Source organism: Ensifer sp. ENS08, from assembly GCF_014852195.1.
GTDB classification, from domain to species: domain Bacteria; phylum Pseudomonadota; class Alphaproteobacteria; order Rhizobiales; family Rhizobiaceae; genus Ensifer; species Ensifer adhaerens.
The window spans coordinates 282,564-300,296 of sequence record NZ_JACVBF010000005.1 but is presented as its reverse complement, the minus strand read 5'-3'; the positions used below and the strand labels follow the sequence as shown (position 1 = coordinate 300,296).

General features: G+C 61.1%; 17 protein-coding genes. 15 read left to right on the top strand and 2 right to left on the bottom strand.

Annotation, left to right across the window (positions count from 1 at the left end; all coding sequences use genetic code 11):
- Positions 1 to 60 precede the first annotated feature (60 nt).
- On the top strand, positions 61 to 543 hold the full coding sequence (locus IB272_RS15030; RefSeq protein WP_060610004.1) for a BA14K family protein: 483 nt from the start codon (positions 61 to 63) through the stop codon (positions 541 to 543).
- 72 nt (positions 544 to 615) lie between these two features.
- On the opposite strand, the gene acnA is transcribed toward IB272_RS15030, so the two are convergent.
- Positions 616 to 3,198 carry an aconitate hydratase AcnA gene (gene acnA / locus IB272_RS15025; protein WP_060610007.1) on the bottom strand — a complete coding sequence of 861 codons (2,583 nt, stop codon included), beginning with the start codon at positions 3,196 to 3,198 and terminating at the stop codon, positions 616 to 618.
- 99 nt (positions 3,199 to 3,297) lie between these two features.
- Between acnA and IB272_RS15020 the strand changes: the two genes are divergently transcribed.
- The 14 genes from IB272_RS15020 to IB272_RS14955 all read left to right on the top strand — a co-directional run bounded on the left by IB272_RS15020 (position 3,298) and on the right by IB272_RS14955 (position 16,759).
- Complete coding sequence (locus IB272_RS15020; RefSeq protein WP_244497247.1) at positions 3,298 to 4,314, top strand: GntR family transcriptional regulator; 1,017 nt, start codon at positions 3,298 to 3,300, stop codon at positions 4,312 to 4,314.
- An 87-nt stretch (positions 4,315 to 4,401) separates the two neighbouring features.
- Positions 4,402 to 5,496 carry an isocitrate/isopropylmalate dehydrogenase family protein gene (locus IB272_RS15015; protein ID WP_060610010.1) on the top strand — a complete coding sequence of 365 codons (1,095 nt, stop codon included), beginning with the start codon at positions 4,402 to 4,404 and terminating at the stop codon, positions 5,494 to 5,496.
- 124 nt (positions 5,497 to 5,620) lie between these two features.
- Positions 5,621 to 6,718: an ABC transporter substrate-binding protein gene (locus IB272_RS15010; RefSeq protein WP_060610012.1), complete on the top strand. Its 1,098-nt coding sequence runs from the start codon at positions 5,621 to 5,623 to the stop codon at positions 6,716 to 6,718.
- Positions 6,719 to 6,779: 61 nt separating this feature from the next.
- The gene (locus IB272_RS15005; protein WP_060610017.1) at positions 6,780 to 8,540 is read left to right on the top strand and encodes an iron ABC transporter permease; all 1,761 of its coding nucleotides are present in this window, start codon (positions 6,780 to 6,782) and stop codon (positions 8,538 to 8,540) included.
- Positions 8,533 to 9,609, top strand: coding sequence for an ABC transporter ATP-binding protein (locus tag IB272_RS15000; protein ID WP_034801927.1), 1,077 nt, complete (start codon positions 8,533 to 8,535; stop codon positions 9,607 to 9,609). The genes IB272_RS15005 and IB272_RS15000 overlap by 8 nt, the downstream gene beginning before the upstream one ends.
- 59 nt (positions 9,610 to 9,668) lie before the next feature.
- Positions 9,669 to 10,334, top strand: coding sequence for an arylsulfatase (locus IB272_RS14995; RefSeq protein ID WP_060610023.1), 666 nt, complete (start codon positions 9,669 to 9,671; stop codon positions 10,332 to 10,334).
- Between the two features lie 20 nt (positions 10,335 to 10,354).
- Positions 10,355 to 11,626 carry a 3-oxo-tetronate kinase gene (gene otnK, locus IB272_RS14990; RefSeq protein WP_060610026.1) on the top strand — a complete coding sequence of 424 codons (1,272 nt, stop codon included), beginning with the start codon at positions 10,355 to 10,357 and terminating at the stop codon, positions 11,624 to 11,626.
- Positions 11,623 to 12,261: a 3-oxo-tetronate 4-phosphate decarboxylase gene (otnC, locus tag IB272_RS14985; protein WP_034801923.1), complete on the top strand. Its 639-nt coding sequence runs from the start codon at positions 11,623 to 11,625 to the stop codon at positions 12,259 to 12,261. The genes otnK and otnC overlap by 4 nt, the downstream gene beginning before the upstream one ends.
- A gap of 11 nt (positions 12,262 to 12,272) precedes the next feature.
- Positions 12,273 to 12,746 carry a ribonuclease E activity regulator RraA gene (gene rraA / locus IB272_RS14980; RefSeq protein ID WP_060610029.1) on the top strand — a complete coding sequence of 158 codons (474 nt, stop codon included), beginning with the start codon at positions 12,273 to 12,275 and terminating at the stop codon, positions 12,744 to 12,746.
- A 12-nt stretch (positions 12,747 to 12,758) separates the two neighbouring features.
- Positions 12,759 to 13,562, top strand: coding sequence for a TIM barrel protein (locus IB272_RS14975; protein WP_192444529.1), 804 nt, complete (start codon positions 12,759 to 12,761; stop codon positions 13,560 to 13,562).
- Positions 13,559 to 14,959, top strand: coding sequence for an NAD-dependent succinate-semialdehyde dehydrogenase (locus IB272_RS14970; RefSeq protein WP_060610035.1), 1,401 nt, complete (start codon positions 13,559 to 13,561; stop codon positions 14,957 to 14,959). Before IB272_RS14975 ends, IB272_RS14970 begins: the two co-directional genes overlap by 4 nt.
- Entirely contained in the window at positions 14,956 to 15,381 is a 426-nt protein-coding gene (locus tag IB272_RS14965; RefSeq protein ID WP_060610038.1) for a cupin domain-containing protein, read from the top strand. The genes IB272_RS14970 and IB272_RS14965 overlap by 4 nt, the downstream gene beginning before the upstream one ends.
- Entirely contained in the window at positions 15,378 to 15,677 is a 300-nt protein-coding gene (locus IB272_RS14960; RefSeq protein ID WP_034801905.1) for an antibiotic biosynthesis monooxygenase family protein, read from the top strand. The genes IB272_RS14965 and IB272_RS14960 overlap by 4 nt, the downstream gene beginning before the upstream one ends.
- Positions 15,620 to 16,759 (top strand): AbrB family transcriptional regulator, encoded by a 1,140-nt coding sequence (locus IB272_RS14955; protein ID WP_348646597.1) that lies wholly within the window; start codon positions 15,620 to 15,622, stop codon positions 16,757 to 16,759. Before IB272_RS14960 ends, IB272_RS14955 begins: the two co-directional genes overlap by 58 nt.
- 174 nt (positions 16,760 to 16,933) lie before the next feature.
- Here IB272_RS14955 and IB272_RS14950 read toward each other — a convergent pair whose 3' ends face one another.
- The gene (locus IB272_RS14950; protein WP_034801903.1) at positions 16,934 to 17,719 is read right to left on the bottom strand and encodes a L,D-transpeptidase; all 786 of its coding nucleotides are present in this window, start codon (positions 17,717 to 17,719) and stop codon (positions 16,934 to 16,936) included.
- Positions 17,720 to 17,733 lie beyond the last annotated feature (14 nt).

The following is a 17,733-nucleotide window of genomic DNA, read 5'->3' as shown; positions in this document are numbered from 1 at the left end:
GCCCATTTGACCCGTTGGAGGTCGAATGCCGATCGCTAGGACTCTGTAGGTGGGAAATTTATGAAGAAAATAGGTGCAGTACTCTTGGCCGCCGGCACGGCGCTATCGGCGGTCTCGGCGCAGGCGGTTCCGATGTTCGCTGTTTCCACTGGGCAGACCTCCCAGCCGGTCGATTTGATCCATCATAAGCCAGGTCATTACGGCGGACCGCCGCACAAGCGCGGCTACGACGGCTACCGCTACGGCAGCAACCGCTACAATGCAGCTCCACGATACGGCCATTACAATGGCTATGAGGGTTACCGGTACCGCCGCGACGGGTACCGTCGCCACAGTGATGGATGGTGGTATCCCCTGGCCGCATTCGGGACAGGAGTGATCATCGGTGGCGCAATCGCCTCACCGCCTCGGCAGGTCTATTCCAACGCGCCGTCGTCGCATGTCGAATGGTGCTATGACCGCTATCGTTCGTACCGTGCCTACGACAACTCCTTCCAACCCTATTATGGGCCGCGCCAGGAATGTGTGTCGCCGTACTACTGACCAGCGAGGCGCCCGCTTGCCAGAACGTGTCGGGTCGCTTCGATGCTCTCCGACACCGTGGTGGTTGCTGCTTCAGCCGCGTTGCTTGAAGTGGCGACCCAGAATTTGGGGGATCATGCCGCCTGCTAGGAGGCTCTCTACTTCTTGCCCCGTCTCCACGGCTGCTCGGGCCGTCAATCGCAGGCATTCACCTGAAACACGTCTCAAGACCAGTGGCACGGGTCCGCGCGGAGAAATGGTCGTCGCGTTGACTTCCAGGAGATCGGTGGCTGTTATCCGCGGCACTTCCTCCTCCTGCAGAAGAATAGGAAGGATGCCCATGCCAATGAGGTTTGTTCGATGAATCCGCTCAAAACTCAAGGCGATCACGGCGCGAACGCCGAGTAGCCCGATGCCTTTTGCGGCCCAGTCTCGCGACGATCCAGCGCCATAGCGTTGCCCTGCAATGATAACGACGGACCGGTGCTCCAATCGGTAGCGCTCCGCCGTCTCCCACAGCGGCGCTTCCTCTCCTGTAGGCGCGTGGATGGTCATCGATGCAGGCCTTCCGCCAAGGAGGTGGTTGGCGGCTGTACGATTGTCAAAGAGGCCGCGCACCATTGCTTTCCAATTACCGCGACGTGCGGCGTAGACGTTAAGATCGTCCGCAGGGTCGCCAGCGGCCACGAGGTGGCGGCCGGCGAAGCTCGAAGCGCTAATCTGGCCCGCGGGCGAGATATGGTCCGTCGTCATGTCGTCCCCCAACACGAGCAAGGGATGTGCCCTGTAGTTTCCGAGGCGATTGGCTGTCTCCACAGCAGCAAAGGGTGGCCGGCGGATGTAGGTTGAGGCTTCGTTCCACGGAAACGTCGGCGACTTCGGAGCGGCCAGCGCGCGCCAGGCATCATTTCGTTCCGCATCCAGGAAAGCCTGGGGAAAATCTTGTGCGTCGGAATGCTGCTTGAGAACAGCGTCGATCTCGTCACTGCCAGGCATCAAATCACCGAGATGAATGGCTGTCTGCTCCGGGCTCCGGGCGATTTCCCACTTCATGGGGTTTGGAATGAACCTTCCGATCAACGACAGAGCCACAACATGAGGCGGCGATGCCAGGAAGCCGAACTGGAGCCTTGGATGCACGCGGCCAGGAAAGTTGCGATTACCGGAAAGCAGTGCTGCCGCGATCGTGCCGCCGGCGATTGCTTCAGCCATATCGCCCTGAAGCGGACCAGAGTTTCCGATGCAGGTCGTGCACCCGTGCCCCACGATGTCGAACCCGACGGCCTCAAGATCAGCAAGCAATCCACTGCGCCTCAAGAAACGCTCGGCCGATGGCGAGCCGGGTGCCAGCGATGTCTTGACCCAGTAGGGTGGGCGCAGACCCAACCGGTTCGCATTGCGGGCAACCAGGCCCGCCGCGACCAACAGCCGTTGATCCGACGTGTTGGTGCAGCTCGTGATGGCGGCGATCGCGATTGCGCCGTCCGGTATGCCGGGTTTGCCTTGCTCCAAGGGCCGGCCGCATGCGGTCTCAAGTGCACCTAGGGCATCGGCCAATGGCAGCTTGTCCTGCGGGCGGCGTGGACCGGCCATCAAGGGTTCGACCGCCGCAAGGTCGAGCTCGATCACGCCGGTATAGCGCGGCGAAACGGCAGGCTCGAACCAGAGGCCGAGCATCTTCGCCGCGTCGCGGACGAGTTGGCAATGGGACGGAGAGCGACCCGTCTGGGCGAGATAGGAAAGGGTTTGTTCGTCTATAGGGAAGTAACCCGTCGAGGCGCCGTATTCCGGTGCCATATTGGCGACGACGGCGCGGTCTCCGGCCGAAAGCGTCGAAACACCCTCGCCGAAGAATTCGACAAATTCCCCTGATATTCCGTGACGCCGCAGCAGGTGGGTCACTTCCAGCGCGAGATCGGTTGACAGAACGCCTGGTGCGAGCCGTCCCATCAACCGCACGCCGACCACATCGGGAATGCGTAGCGTCACAGGAAACCCAAAAAAGACGCTTTCGGCCTCAAGACCCCCGACGCCCCAAGCCAATACGCCGATGCCGTTGATCATCGGCGTGTGGCTGTCCGTGCCGATCAGCGTGTCGGGTACGGCCCATTTTTCTCCATCGCGTTCCTCGATGGAAATCACCTTTGCGAGTTGCTCGAGGTTGATCGTGTGCATGATGCCGGTACCTGGGGCGTGCACCTTGACACCCGGTAGAGCCTGGGTTGCCCACTTCATCAGGCGGTAGCGCTCGCTGTTTCTGTCCATTTCCCGTTGCATGTTGAAACGGCGGGCATCAGGCTGGCCGTAGCGATCGACGGCAACGCTGTGATCGACGGAGACGTCGACCGGGAGAACGGGGCTCAATTCGCTCGGATCGCCACCAGCATCCGCGACCGCGTCCCGCATGGCGGCAATATCAACGAGAGCCGGCACACACGTCGTATCGTGCATGAGGACACGGGAGGGGTGAAATGCGATTTCTGCCTCGCTCGTGCCGGTCAAAAGCCAGGCCTTGAGGGCCGAAACGGTGGCGGATAACCGAGCCACATCCTTGCGCGCTACGTTTTCAAGGAGATTACGCAGAACCCAGGGCAGGCATTCGAAGTCAGGACCAAAAGCGGTGCGCAGGTCAATTGCGTTCAGCGTTCCGTGTTCCGAAGGAATGCGCAGCACCATGTCGATTGCTCCTATATTGCTTTTTGATAACTAAAAAGCCAAAATAGCAGCAAAGTCAATCAATGGACCGCCTTCCTTTGGCTTTTTCGTTGGCGAAATATGCAAAAAGAAGGGATGTCAGTTCCCTTTGGCGGTGGGGTGAAATATCGTTGGACCCGGCAAAGCTTTCCGAATCCGGGGAATATCGACATGCGTTCCAGCCAATTGGCCCAGACCATCGCCAACGAAATCAGCCTGCTTGTGACATCGGGAGAGCTCACTGTCGGCGACCATGTAAAGACGCAACAATTGGCCGATCGTTTCGGCGTTTCCCGTTCACCGGTCCGCGAGGCGATGGAGATCCTAGCCGGGCAGGGGCTGCTGGAGCAGAAGGAGAACCGCGGCTTCTTTGTGAAAGAACCGCCAGGTGCCATCGCCGAGCGGGTCCGTGAAGACGCCGAGCCGTTCGAAGTTGCGAACGACTACCAGCGCCTTGCCGAAGACTGGCTAACCGACCGTATCCCGGCGGAGGTCACGGAGCAGACGCTGCGCGAGCGCTACGAACTGACCAAGTCCCAGGTTAACGACGTGCTGATGCGCGCGACCCGTGAAGGATGGGCTGAGCGCAAGCAGGGTTATGGCTGGCGCTTCCTGCCGGTCGCAAAAACACCGGAAGCCTTCGAGCAGATCTATCGTTTTCGCATGCTGATCGAGCCGGCCGCCATGCTTGAGCCGGAGTTCAGCCTCGATCGAAAGATCATCGATGAGCAACGGCGCATCCAGATGCGCATGCTTGAGACGGACATCGAGCGACTACCGGCGGAGCGCCTTCTGCACAATGGCGCGCTTTTCCACGAAGAGCTCATCAAGATGTCAAACAATCCCTTCTTCCACATCTCGCTAGTGCGGGTAAACCGCATGCGACGCCTCCTCGAATATCGATCCCGCGTCGATCGTAGCCGTACGGTACGGCAATGCCAGGAACACCTCGAAATCCTTGATCTTCTTGAGCGCGGCGAGGTCGTCGAGGCTTCCTACGCTATGCGTCGGCACCTTGGGGGCGCGCTGTCGAAGAAGTCGCCGATTACCTGGTCCTGGTCGCACCAAGCGCATGAAAAAGACAATCTCGAAAAATAGAGATTGCATTTTCAGATTTAAAAAGCCAATAATTCGCCCGTGACGTAGAGCGGCGACTTCGCTCGTCGCCTCATGGGAGATTAGCTGATGAAAATATTCGTGACGCCGTGTGATGGAATCGGTCCGGAGATCACTGCGGCAACCATGGAGGTCCTGAAGGCAGCCGACGCGGCTTTCGATCTCGGCCTCGAGTACCATTTCGAAGACACCGGTTTCGCGAGCCTGGAAAAATTCGGCTCGACGCTTCGCGACGAGACGCTGGATCGTGCCCGCACTTTTGATGGCATTATCTTGGGCCCCCAGTCCCACATGGATTATCCGGCCCGCGACAAGGGTGGCGTGAACGTCTCGGCAGGCTTCCGCGTCAAGCTGGACCTCTACGCGAATGTGCGTCCGGCGCGCTCCCGTCCGTTCTTGAACGACGCCAAGAAGATGGACCTCGTCATTATGCGCGAGGCGACGGAAGGCTTTTATCCCGATCGCAACATGTATGCCGGTACGGGAGAGTTCATGCCGACGCCGGACGTGGCGCTTTCCGTGCGCAAAATCACCGCCTCTGCCTGCGAGCGCATAGCGCGACAGGCCTTCCTGCTCGCCATGAAGCGCAACAAGAAGGTGACTGCGGTCCACAAAGCCAACAACTTTATCCTTACGGACGGCCTGTTCCTTCAGCAGGTACGCAAGGTCGCCGCCGAATACCCCGAGGTCACGCTCAACGAATTCATCATCGACGCGATGGCTGCCCATCTGGTTCGCGACCCCTCGCGGTTTGACGTGATCGTCGCGACAAATTTCTACTCGGACATTCTTTCGGATCTCGCCAGCGAGCTCTCGGGTAGTCTCGGCTTGGCCGGTTCGATCAACGCCAATGCCGAGACAGGTCTTGTCTGTGCCCAGGCGCAGCACGGCTCTGCCCCCGATATCCAGAACCAGAACGTCGCCAACCCGACTTCGCTAATCCTGTCCGCAGCCATGATGCTCAGCTGGCTCGGCGAGCAGCGCGGTCTGCCACAATTTGAAGCGGCGGGCGCGGAGATCGAGCGGGCGGTCGACGAGGTTCTCGCGAACCCCGACGCGCGGACGCGCGACCTCGGCGGCAGCACCGGCACGGATGCTTTTGGTTCGCTCGTGGCACGTGCTGTTCGCAGTGGTGAGGGTGATCGGAAGCTTGCGAGAGCCTGATCGAGCTTTGTACTTTGGATAATTAAAAGCCAAAGTGTGGACATGGAGACGCGAGGGCGGCAACGGCCCTCGCAGAACTGCCCGGAGGAGATTTGGAGCCGGGCGTCTTTTGGGAGAAGAGAAGATGAACAAGTATGTTTCCGGCCGCCTTGCGGCCGTTGCGGTCACCGCGGTCATGACGGCATTTTCGGCGCACGCGCAGGAAGTACCCGCGGGCTATCCAGCAGATTATGCGGAACTCATCGCCAAGGCGAAACAGGAGGGCACCGTTTCGATCTACACCTCGACCGATGCTGCCCAGTCGCAGAAGCTACAGGATGCCTTTACCAAGAAGTACGGGATCAAGATCGCCTATAACGATCTCGGGACGAACGGCGCCTATAACCAGGTGATCTCGGAGGCCGCCGCCAGCCAGACCACCGCCGACATCGTCTGGAGTTCGGCGATGGACCTGCAGATGACGCTGGTTCAGGATGGCTATGCGGCCGAATACGCTTCACCTGAAGCCGGCAATCTTCCGAGCTGGGCCAACTACAAGAACACGCTCTACGCCACCACGGTCGAACCGATCGGCGTGATCTACAACACCAAGGCGCTTTCCGAAGACAAGCTTCCGAAGACCTATGGCGACATGATCACGTTCCTGAAGAGCAACAAGACCGAGCTTCAGGGCAAGGTTGCCACGTTCGATCCTGAAAAGAGCGGCTCCGGCTTCCTGCACCACTCCAACGACGCACGCAACCGGCCGGATTTCTGGGATCTTGCTAAGGCCATGGGCGACGATGGCGCCAAGATCTATTCCAGCTCCGGCGGCATGAAGGAAACGGTCGTTTCGGGTGAAAACGTCATCGCCATCAACATTATCGGCTCTTACGCGCTCGATTGGGTCAAGGAGAGCCCGAACCTCGGCGTGCATTTCGCCACGGACTATACGCCGGCCTTCTCGCGTCTGGCGCTGATCACCAAGGACGCTCCGCATTCGAACGCGGCCAAGCTTTTCGTCGACTTCATGTTGTCGTCCGAAGGCCAGTCGCTTCTGGCTGAAGGCGGCCTGCCGTCGATCCGTGAAGACGTGACCGCCGGCCTCAACATCAAGACGCTTAACGAACGCGTCGGCGGCGGCCTGAAGCCGATCGCCGTCGACGAGGGTGTTCTGGAATACATGGACCAGATGAAGCGCGTTCAGTTCCTCAACGACTGGAAAGCCGCCCTCGGCCGTTGATGCTTAGCCGACCGCGGCGCTCAGGCGCCGCGGTTCCGCCACCGTTTGCGAGAGGCATAGAATGTCAACCCACATCCAAGCACCGGCTGCAGTCCCTTTGACGAAAGCCGCAGCCGAAAAGAAGTATCCGGCAAAGATGCCGCGGCATGGAAATGCAAACTTTTATCGGCGCATCGTCATCGGTCTGCTCGCGGTTGCCGTCCTGGCACCCGTCGGCCTGATCATCTATCAGAGTTTCCTGACGGCTGCGTTCTTCAGCCCCCGTGCGCACTTCGGCTTCGATGCGTACAAGTACGTCTTCACCGACAAGAATTTCTATCGCGCTCTCGGTACGACGGCGATCTTCTCCTTCGGCATGGTGGCGATCGCAGTGCCGCTCGGGGGTCTGCTCGCCTTTCTGATCACGCGCACCGACATCAAGGGCAGGCGACTGCTCGAGATCCTCGTGCTCGTGCCTATGTTTATTTCGTCTATCGTGCTTGCCTTTGGCTACACGGTGTCGGTCGGTCCGACCGGTTTCGTCTCGCTCTTCTTCCGCAGTGTGCTGGGCTTCGTACCCTGGAACATTTACAGCCTGCCGGGCATGATCCTGATCGCCGGTCTGAGCCACGTTCCGCACGTCTACCTCTATGTCTCTTCGGCCATGAGGAACCTGCCGTCGGACCTCGAAGAAGCCGCACGCACCACCGGCGCTTCCGTCTGGCAGGTTTCGCGCGACGTTACGCTGCCTATGGTGCTGCCGGCGCTGATTTTTGCGGCGGCCCTCAACATCCTGCTCGGCTTCGAGACCTTCGGCATTCCGCTCGTTCTTGGCGATCCGAACGGGATCATGGTGCTGACCACCTATATCTACAAGTTGACGACGCTGTTCGGCACACCGACCTATCAGCTCATGGCTGTCGTCGCGGTCGTTTTGGTACTGATCACGCTGCCGCTCGTCTGGATGCAGCGCAGGCTGCTGCGCAATGCTCGCAAGTATGCAGCGCTCGGCGGAAAGGGTGCCCGGGTCGCCACCTTGAAACTCGGCGCGAGTGGCCAGGTCATTGCCCTTTCGCTCATCGGTTTCTGGCTCTTCGTATCGGTTGTCCTCCCGATCGGCGGCATCACCGTACGTGCCTTCGTCGATGCCTGGGGCGAGGGCGTCAACCTCTTCGACCAACTGACGCTCACCAATTTCAGCCGCATGCTCGAAGTGCCGAGCCTCTACAACGGTATCGTCAACACGATCATCCTGTCGGTCGTCGGTGGTGCTGCGGCGGTGGCGATCTATCTCGCCGTCGGCCTGGCCGGTCACCGCAACTGGGGCATGTCGAACACGGTGCTGGATTATATCGTCCTCCTGCCGCGTGCGCTTCCGGGCCTCGTCGTCGGCCTTGCCTTCTTCTGGGTCTTCCTGTTTGTGCCGTTGCTTACGCCGCTGAGGCCAACACTGGTCAGCCTTTTCGTCGCCTATCTGGTCGTCGGCTTGTCCTATGGTCTGCGCCTCTTGCAGGGCACGCTCATTCAGGTTGCGCCGGAGCTCGAGGAGTCCGCGCGCACCACGGGCGCCACGATCGGCCGCACTTGGAAGGATGTGGTGATCCCGATCGTCCGGCCGGGTCTGGCCGGTGCCTGGGCGCTCATCATGATCATCTTCCTCCGCGAGTACGCGACCGGCGTCTACCTCATGGGCGCCGGCACGGAAGTCATCGGTTCGCTGATGGTCTCCCTTCTTCAGACCGGCGCCATGAACACGATCGCCGCTCTTTCCCTCATCAGCATCGTCTTGACGGGCGCAGGTCTCGCACTCGCCCTCCGCTTGGGAGCAAAAATCCATGACTGAACTCGTTGTCAGCAATGTCCAGAAGTGGCTGGGCGGTCTGCAGATCCTCAAAGGCGCGTCCTTCACCGCGCAGCGCGGCTCCATCGTCGCCCTGCTCGGCGCGTCGGGCAGCGGCAAGACCACACTGTTGCGCTGTATCGCCGGGCTCGAGCAGCCGGAGATTGGCCAGATTGTCATCGGCGGCAAGACCGTGCTCGATGGCGAAAAGAAGCTCGCGCTTCCGCCCGAGCAGCGCAACATCGGTCTGGTATTTCAGTCCTACGCTCTTTGGCCACATCGCACCGTCAAGGAAAATGTCGGCTACGGGCTGAAGCTCCGCGGCGTGACGCAGGCCGATATCGAAAAGCGCGTGCAGGCGATCCTGGAGCGCATGGGTCTTGGCCATCTTTCCGATCGCTTCCCGTCGCAACTGTCGGGCGGTCAGCAACAGCGCGTCGCCATCTGCCGGGCGCTGGTTTACGAGCCGCGCGTGCTGTTGCTCGACGAGCCGCTCTCCAATCTCGATGCGAAGCTGAGGGAGGAGGCTCGCTACTGGATCCGCAAGCTGATCCTCGACCTTGAAATTTGCGCTATCCTCGTCACGCACGATCAAAGCGAGGCGCTCGCCGCAGCCGACAACATTCTCCTGCTGCAGGACGGTCGCATCGTTCAGCAAGGCGGACCACAGGAGATCTATTCCAACCCGAACAGCTTCTATTCGGCTGACTTCCTGGGCGCGAACAACATCGTCAAGGCGAAGGTCAAGTCGATCAACGGCCGCAGCGCCGTCATCGGCGGCGACAACTGGAGCCTTGACGGCACCGTGCGCGATGCCTCCGGCGTCAACCCATCCGACGACGCGCGGGCGGTGATCCGGGTCGAGCAGATCAGCGTCAGCGACCAGCCCGAGGCGGGTGGGCTCGAGATGAACCTCGACGACAGTATCTATCTCGGCGACCGCTGGGAATACCGTCTGCGTCGCGGTGATTTCGTCGCCAAGGCACACGGCGCAAGGCAGCTTGCGACCGGCACGGTCTGGGCACGAATTCCATCTGAAAGCGTCTGGGTGTTCTCGGCAGGCCAACGCTAGCGAAGGCCGCCAGGCGGTCGCTGCTTCTTGCGGCGACCGCTCCATTCAAGGGTATATTCATGTCGAGACAGCCTCGGATAACGCTCGTCCATGCAACGCCGATCGCGATGGAACCGATCAAATTTGCTTTCGCAACGGCCTGGCCGGACGCCAATCTGGTCAACCTCCTGGAAGACAGCCTTTCGCCCGACCGTGCCGCCAGCGCCGACATCACCGAAGTCCTGACGGCCCGTATCGAGGCCCTGACCCAATATGCGCGGCAGATCGGGAGTGCGGCGGTGCTGTTTACCTGCTCGGCCTTCGGTCGGGCGATCGAGCAGGCTGCGGCGACCGTCGACATCCCGGTGCTGAAACCCAACGAGGCGATGTTCGAGGCTGCGATCCGGAAAGGCGGCAGGACTGCCATGCTCTACACCTTCCCGCCTGCGCGCGACGGCATGGAGGCGGAGTTTCTGGAAGAGGCCGAAAGGATCGATCCGACCGCAACCATGGAGAGCTTCCTGGTTCACGGAGCGATCGAGGCGGTGCGGGCGGGTGATGTAGAGACCCACAATCGGCTCGTCGCCGAAGCGGCGGCGGGTTTGCGTGGCTTCGACAGCATCGTGCTTGCGCATTTTTCCACGGCACGCGCCGTACCGGAGGTGCGGGCGGTGACGGACATCCCGGTTCTGTCGAGCCCGGATGCCGCCATCGACAAACTCAAGCGCCTTCTCGGCGCAGCATGAAATTCGGGAGTACACCTTCAATGCTGCTTGGGGTTATCGCAGACGATTTTACAGGGGCAAGCGATATCGCGAATACGCTCGCCAAGGGCCTGCCGCGGCAGGGTGGTCTTCGCACGGTACAATACCTTGGAATCCCTCGTGCAAAGGCCGAGCCTGAGGTGGAAGCCGGCGTCATTGCGCTAAAGAGCCGGTCGATCGATGTAGCGTCGGCCGTCGAACAGTCGCTGGAAAGCCTGCGCTGGCTGCTCGATCAGGGGTGCCGGCAGATCGTCTTCAAGTACTGCTCGACCTTCGATTCCACTCCGGCCGGCAACATCGGCCCGGTTGCCGAAGCGCTTGCTGAGGCCTTGGGCGTCAGCGGCGTGATTGCCTGCCCCGCATTTCCCGGTGCCGACCGAACGGTCTATAAGGGTCACCTCTTCGTGAAGGATCGGCTTCTGAGCGAGTCCGGCCTGCAAAACCATCCACTTAACCCGATGACCGATGCGGACATCCGGCGCTGGCTGCGGCTCCAGTCGACGACTGAGGTTGGACATGTCGAGATCGCCGTCGTGCGGCAAGGCTCGGCCGAAATCGGAGCAGCGCTGCGGGAGAACGGCGAGCGCAATCGCACGCTCGTCATCGTCGATGCAATCACGGATGACGATCTCGTCGCAATCGGTCGTGCTGCGGCGGGAGATCGCCTTGTCACGGGAGGTTCTGGCATCGCGATCGGTCTTGCCGCGAACTTCATCGAGCAAGGCCTTGCTGCCGGAACCAGCGCCAGCGTCGCAGGCGTCGATGGGCCGGAGGCCATTCTCGCCGGAAGCTGCTCCGGTGCGACCCGCGAACAGGTCGAGATCCACCGCAAGAACCACCCGACGCTCGCGATCGACGTTGGAGGTGTCATGGCCGGCTCGGTGACGACCGCCATGCTGACATCCTTCCTGCTTGCCAACGAGGGCAGGGCGCCGCTCGTCTATTCCTCGAGCACCCCCGACGAGGTCCAGGCGGTCCAAGCGCGCTTCGGCCGGGAAGCGGTTGCCGCGGCGCTCGATGAACTCTTTGCGAAAACGGCTCAGGAACTGGTCAAGGCTGGTGTCCGTCGCCTCGTCGTTGCCGGTGGGGAAACGTCCGGGGCGGTCGTTTCGGCACTCGATCTCGGTGCGCTGACGATTGGGCCGGAAATCGATCCCGGGGTGCCGGTGTTGTTGTCGGGTGGGGCAAAAGCTGTGTCGTTGGCGCTGAAGTCCGGCAATTTCGGCGCCCCCGATTTTTTTGTCAAAGCGTTGGAAAGGCTCGCAGGCAGATGAGTGCTGAAATCAGGATGCGCGACGAGATCGCTCGGCTTTCGAAGTCGTTGTTCGACCGTGGTTTCTCGGTCGGCTCCGCCGGCAACATCAGTGCTGCGGTCGAGGACGGGATCCTGATGACCCCGACGAATTCGTGCCTCGGTTTCCTCGATCCTGCACGTATCTCGAAGCTCGATCGCAGCGGCCGGCACATCTCCGGAGACAAGCCCTCGAAGGAAGTGTTCCTGCACCGGGCGTTCTATGAAACACGACCACAGACAGGTGCGGTGGTTCACCTCCACTCGACCTTCGCCACGGCTCTCTCTTGTCTTGCCGACACCGATCCGGACGACTGCATTCCGCCGCTCACCCCTTACGTCGTCATGCGCGTGGGGCAAGTGAGGCTGCTCCCCTACGTCAAGCCGGGCGATGAAAGCATGGGCGACATGATCGCGGAGCTTGGTGGTCGCTATGCCGCCGTGCTGCTTGCTAATCATGGCCCCGTCGTTACCGGCAAGGATATCGCATCGGCGGTCTACGCAGCCGAGGAACTGGAGGAAACTGCCAAGCTGCTGGTGCTGCTGCGCGATGCGCCGAAACGCATGCTTTCCCCTGAAAACGTCACGGAATTAAAGGCCGTTTTCGGCAGCTATTGAAGGAGAAACTGATGAAAACGGCTGATCTCGTCGATGCGCATGGGGAGGAAGTGCACTTCTGCGATCTTCCCTTTTTGAAAGTCGGGAAGACGAAGTCCTTCAGCGGTCCGATTGCGACCGTCAAATGCTTCGAGGACAATGCTGTGTTGAAGGCCGAACTGCAGAAGCCGGGCGAGGGCAGGGTCATGGTCGTCGATGGTGGCGCCTCGAGCCGCGTCGCTTTGCTCGGCGACCAGATCGCGATGATCCTTCGCGACAATGGCTGGGCCGGCATCGTGATCAACGGTGCGGTGCGCGACAGTGCTGAGATCGCGGAGATGGACGTGGGCGTTTTCTGCCTTTCGGTGACACCGAAGAAGTCCGTGAAAGACGGTGCCGGCAAGACGGGCATACCGGTCCAATTTGGCGGCGTCACGTTCGCGCCCGGCGCCTACCTCTATGCGGATGCGGACGGCGTGCTCGTCAGCGCCCGCGATCTTTGCTGAGGGGATGGTGCGGTGACCACGCGGTCCATGTTCTCGGCCCATATCGGCTATCGGTTCAGGGAGCTACCCTTCGAGGAACGCTTCGAAGCGGCGGCTGCGGTGGGTTTTGATGCCATTGAACACCCTTATCTGGAGACGTTCGAGCCGGCGATCATCCGCGGTCTTTTAGAGAAACACCGTCTCCGCTTTGCGCAGCTCTCCTGCGCATTCGGCGACCTCGCGAAGGGCGAAAAAGGTCTCGCCGCTCTGCCGGGCCGGCAGTCCGAATTTCGCGCAGCCTTCGATAACGCCCTTGAGTTCGCGCTCACCGCCGATGCGCCCTACCTTCACCCGATGGCCGGCATTCCACCTAGCGATGCAGACGCCGAAAGCGTGTACTTCGAGAACCTGCATTACGCCATCCAGGGAACAGCCGGCACGCCGGTGAAGATCCTGATCGAGGCGATCAGTGAGCGGTCGGTGCCAGGCTATGCGCTCTCCACACTGGAGCAGGCGCGCCACGTGCAGGATGTCTTTGGTCCCGGCAATCTCTTGCTGCTCCTCGATACCTTCCACGCGAGCGCGACCGCCATCGATCCGGCCCGGTGGATCGCGGCAAATGCCTATCGCATCGGGCACGTCCACATCGCCGATTATCCGGGGCGGCAAGAGCCAGGGACTGGGACGATCGATTTCGAACCGGTCCTTTCGGCACTCAAAGCGCATGGCTTCCAGGGCGCCGTCGGCTTCGAGTTCACACCCTCGGCGAACACTGCCGAGAGTTTGACATTTCTCGCCGCCTGGCGGGCGAGATCAGAAACCAGGAGAAGAGCATGATCGTTTCCATCAATCCGGCCAACGACCGCGAGCTCGCGCGCTACGACCTTCACGACGATGCCTATGTTGACCAGGCGTTGAGCGCGGCGGCGAAGGCACAGGCCGGCTGGCGAAGAGTGGCAGTCGCTGAGCGCTGCACGCTTCTTTACGCCATGGCGCGGGTGCTGCGGTCCGGAAAGTCTCGCTATGCCGCCATGATCACCCGCGAGATGGGCAAGCCGATCGTAGAAGCCGAAGCTGAGGTGGAAAAATGCGCCTACAACTGCGATTTCTACGCCGAGAATGCGCCGAAGTACCTTGCGGATGAACCGGTGGCGTCGAACGCGGCTGAGAGCGTCATCGCCTTCGATCCGCTCGGTGTGGTCTTGGCGATCATGCCGTGGAACTATCCGTTCTGGCAGTTCTTCCGCTTTGCGGCCCCGGCCTTTGCAGCAGGCAATGGCGCAATCTTGAAGCACGCCAACAATGTTCCGGAATGCGCGCTCGCGATCGAAGAGGTGATGCGGGAAGCCGGCTGCCCTGAAGGTCTCTTCGCCACGCTGCTGATCGAGCCGTCGAAGGTTGCCGGCATCATCGCGGACGATCGGATCGCCGCCGTGACGTTGACGGGATCGACGGAAGTGGGGGCGATTGTCGCTGCCCAGGCCGGTAAGGCCTTGAAGAAGCAGGTGCTTGAGCTCGGCGGCTCGGACCCGTTCATCGTGCTCGCCGATGCCGATCTCGAAGAGGCGGCAAAGATCGCAGTCAAGGCGCGCTATATCAATGTCGGCCAATCCTGCGTCAATGCCAAGCGCTTCATCGTCGAGGAAACCATCGCCGACCGGTTCGTTGAACTCTTCCTACAAGAGGTGGCGAAGCTGAAGATCGGCGACCCGATGGAGCGCGAAACGAATATCGGCCCGATGGCCAGGGAGAACCTGATGACTGGCCTGCACAAACAGGTCGAGCGCAGCCTTTCTGCCGGCGCGATACTTAGAGTTGGCGGTGCGCCGCTTGAAGGTGATGGATTCTACTATTCGCCGACGGTCCTCGACCATGTCCGCCCCGACATGGCTGCGTTTTGCGAGGAGACCTTCGGGCCGGTTGCGGCGATTATCCGCGTTAAGGATGCCAAAGAGGCGGTGGCGCTCGCGAACCAGACGGAATTCGGCCTCGGTGCCGCGCTCTGGACCAGCGATCTTAAACGCGCCCGATCGCTTGCGCACGACATCGAAGCCGGCGCCGTCTTCATCAACGGCATGGTCGCCTCCGACCCTCGCTACCCTTTCGGCGGCATCAAGCGCTCCGGCTACGGGCGCGAACTCGGGGTCTACGGCATCCGCGAGTTCGTCAACATCAAGACCGTGTGGATTGGCGCCGCCCAGACGCCGGCGACAGCACATGGAGGAGCACGATGAGCATTGCGATGCCGGCCGTACTGCGGCCAAGGGAATTGAAGACCAACGACCGTGGCAACGGCGCACGCACCACGCCGCTGGTCACGCGCAAGTGCGGCTCAAATAGCATGATCAACGGCATCACCGCGTTCGATCCAGGCGCTGCGATTGGCATGCACAAGCACAATTGCGAGGAAAGCGTAATGATCCTCGATGGCGAGGCGATCGCCGAGATCGACGGTGTGCGCTATCCCCTCGGACCCAATGATACGACCTGGATACCGGCGAACGTTCCGCACCGCTTCATCAATGCGTCGGAGACGGAGCCCATGCGGATCTTCTGGGTCTATGCATCGATCGATGCCACCCGGACTATGATCGACACCGGCGAGGAGCACACGATTGACGCCGAGCATGGCCACAAGCCGGGCGCCCAGGCATGATCCAGGAAGTTGCAGAACTGACCATCAAGCCGGGGATGGAGGGTGATTTCGAGCGGGGCGTCGAAAAGGCCGCTCCGCTGTTCCTCCACGCCAGGGGATGTCGCGGGATCGCTCTCCACCGTGTTATCGAGACGCCGCAGGTCTATCGCCTCGTCGTCGATTGGGAAACGGTCGAGGATCACACGGTCGGGTTTCGAGGCTCGGCGGATTTTCAGACTTGGCGCAAGATCGTCGGTCCGTGCTTCGCGACCACACCCGTCGTAACGCACACGCGCCAGGTTATGAGCTTCCGGTGAACCGCGCCGGTAGGAAGACGGGCGGGCGATTTGCGCTGACGCTCTCCATAGGTGCTTTCGGCGGCTCCTTGATGTGGCTCGCGCATATGCCGCTCGCATGGCTGCTGGGGGCCATGCTGGCTACGGCCGTCTGTGCCTTTGCAGGCCTTCCCGTCTCTCTGCCAAAACAGGCCAGACCACCGATGACAGCGGTGATCGGTGCGATGCTCGGCACTTCGTTCTCACCGGATACATTCGCGCATGCGGCAGCCTGGAGCATTTCGCTCGTCGGCTTGGTCGCCTTCATTGCGCTCACCGGTGCACTGGCCTTTGTCTATTTTCGGTGGATTGCCAGGCTTGATCCCGTCACCGCCTTCTTCTCGGCTATGCCAGGTGGGCTCGTCGAAATGATCACACTTGGCGCGGAAAAGGGCGGCGATGAGCGCATGATTGCCCTCATTCACTCTGCCCGGATTTTCCTCGTCGTCTTAACTCTGCCTTTTCTGATCCAGACATTTGCAGGCATTACCATTGACAGAACGGGCATCTTTTCTGCCGGTGAAATGGCAATATCGGCGGAGGACGTTATCTGGTTTGGCAGTGCAGTCGTTGGTGGCGTTGCCCTTGGCACGCTTCTAAAACTGCCGGCACGGTTTCTCGTGGGGCCAATGCTTGCCAGCGCCATCCTGCATCTGGTTGGTGTGACGGATTTCGAACTGCCGGTGGCCGCTCTCGCCTGTGCGCAGGTCGTGATCGGCGCGACGATTGGATGCCGCTTTGCCAATGCCTCGCCGCGCTTGATCTTGCGCGCGCTGGCGCTAGCCGCTGGCGCGACGGTCCTGATGCTTCTGTCCACCGTCATGTTCGCCTGGCTGTTGTCGCTGGCCGGCGGCGACCGCTTCGTTGCCTATGTCCTTGCCTATTCTCCCGGTGGGGTCGCTGAAATGAGCCTCATTGCCTTGTCGCTGCATGTGGAAGTGCCCTTTGTCGTACTGCACCATGTTGTGCGCGTGCTCACCGTCGTCGCCGGTGCATCCCTCGCCTTCCGGCTGCTCAAGGAGCGGTGCGGTGAGTTCGTGCAGCGCCCCTGTTCGGGTAGCTAAAGGGCAGAACGAGTCTTGAGCGCATGCCGGGTGGCTCATTTGGTGGCTCGGAAGCTGCAGCCCAGTTTGCGGCTCGTTTTCGGCCGCGATGGCGGCGGCTCTATCCGCATATCCTCTTGGCCCTGGGTGTTTGGCATCCCGCGTGACTGTTAGAAATGGGCTCGAAGCGCCCTCTTATGCGACGACAATCGGGACTTTGGTCGGCGACGCCTTGACCCGGTTGTAGAGATCGACAACGTCCTGGTTGATCATGCGTACGCAACCGGAAGATGCCTGTGTGCCGATGGTCCACCACTCCGGTGAGCCATGCACGCGATAGCCGGTGTCTTGGCCGTCTTTGAAGATATAGTGTGCCCGGGCTCCGAGCGGGTTGTCGAGGCCACCCGGCTGGCCGCCCGTCCATTTCACCAGCTCCGGCTTGCGCGCAATCATCTCTTTGGGCGGCGTCCAGGTCGGCCACACCTTCGTATACTGGATCTCTGCCCGCCCACTCCACTCGAAGCCGGCCTTGCCGATGCCGACACCGTAGCGGACCGCTTCGCCACCTTCCTGCACCCAATAGAGATGCCGCTCGCTAAGCCGCACCACGATCGTGCCCGGCGCCTCGCCGGTAGGGTCGCGAACGATCTGACGACGGAATTCCGGTTTGACCTTCTGGAATGGGATTGCCGGGATGACGAAGCCATTGTCGTTCAGCGAGGCATACATCGTGCTGTTGTCGGTGATGTTGCTGTCGACACTGATCGGTGGGATTGCGCCGGTCGACATATAGTCAACGCTCGCAGTCGACATCCGACTGGACGGCTCGAGCGATGGGAGTTCGAGGGACTGCGAGCAGCCGGAGGCACCAAGCAGGGTCATGACGCCGAGGTTCGAAAGCAGGGCACGGCGGGTGATGAGGTAGCCGGGTTCCGAATTGGTCGCGCCGGAGGTGAGCTTCTGATCTTGCGGGTTACGCATGCACTTTTACCCTA

What these genes read in the sequence shown, in the direction of transcription:
- IB272_RS15030 (WP_060610004.1), top strand. Translation starts at nt 61, where the DNA reads ATGAAGAAAATAGGTGCAGTACTCTTGGCCGCCGGCACGGCGCTATCG.
- acnA (WP_060610007.1), bottom strand. Translation starts at nt 3,198, where the DNA reads ATGGTGCTGCGCATTCCTTCGGAACACGGAACGCTGAACGCAATTGAC.
- IB272_RS15020 (WP_244497247.1), top strand. Translation starts at nt 3,298, where the DNA reads ATGCAAAAAGAAGGGATGTCAGTTCCCTTTGGCGGTGGGGTGAAATAT.
- IB272_RS15015 (WP_060610010.1), top strand. Translation starts at nt 4,402, where the DNA reads ATGAAAATATTCGTGACGCCGTGTGATGGAATCGGTCCGGAGATCACT.
- IB272_RS15010 (WP_060610012.1), top strand. Translation starts at nt 5,621, where the DNA reads ATGAACAAGTATGTTTCCGGCCGCCTTGCGGCCGTTGCGGTCACCGCG.
- IB272_RS15005 (WP_060610017.1), top strand. Translation starts at nt 6,780, where the DNA reads ATGTCAACCCACATCCAAGCACCGGCTGCAGTCCCTTTGACGAAAGCC.
- IB272_RS15000 (WP_034801927.1), top strand. Translation starts at nt 8,533, where the DNA reads ATGACTGAACTCGTTGTCAGCAATGTCCAGAAGTGGCTGGGCGGTCTG.
- IB272_RS14995 (WP_060610023.1), top strand. Translation starts at nt 9,669, where the DNA reads ATGTCGAGACAGCCTCGGATAACGCTCGTCCATGCAACGCCGATCGCG.
- otnK (WP_060610026.1), top strand. Translation starts at nt 10,355, where the DNA reads ATGCTGCTTGGGGTTATCGCAGACGATTTTACAGGGGCAAGCGATATC.
- otnC (WP_034801923.1), top strand. Translation starts at nt 11,623, where the DNA reads ATGAGTGCTGAAATCAGGATGCGCGACGAGATCGCTCGGCTTTCGAAG.
- rraA (WP_060610029.1), top strand. Translation starts at nt 12,273, where the DNA reads ATGAAAACGGCTGATCTCGTCGATGCGCATGGGGAGGAAGTGCACTTC.
- IB272_RS14970 (WP_060610035.1), top strand. Translation starts at nt 13,559, where the DNA reads ATGATCGTTTCCATCAATCCGGCCAACGACCGCGAGCTCGCGCGCTAC.
- IB272_RS14965 (WP_060610038.1), top strand. Translation starts at nt 14,956, where the DNA reads ATGAGCATTGCGATGCCGGCCGTACTGCGGCCAAGGGAATTGAAGACC.
- IB272_RS14960 (WP_034801905.1), top strand. Translation starts at nt 15,378, where the DNA reads ATGATCCAGGAAGTTGCAGAACTGACCATCAAGCCGGGGATGGAGGGT.
- IB272_RS14950 (WP_034801903.1), bottom strand. Translation starts at nt 17,719, where the DNA reads ATGCGTAACCCGCAAGATCAGAAGCTCACCTCCGGCGCGACCAATTCG.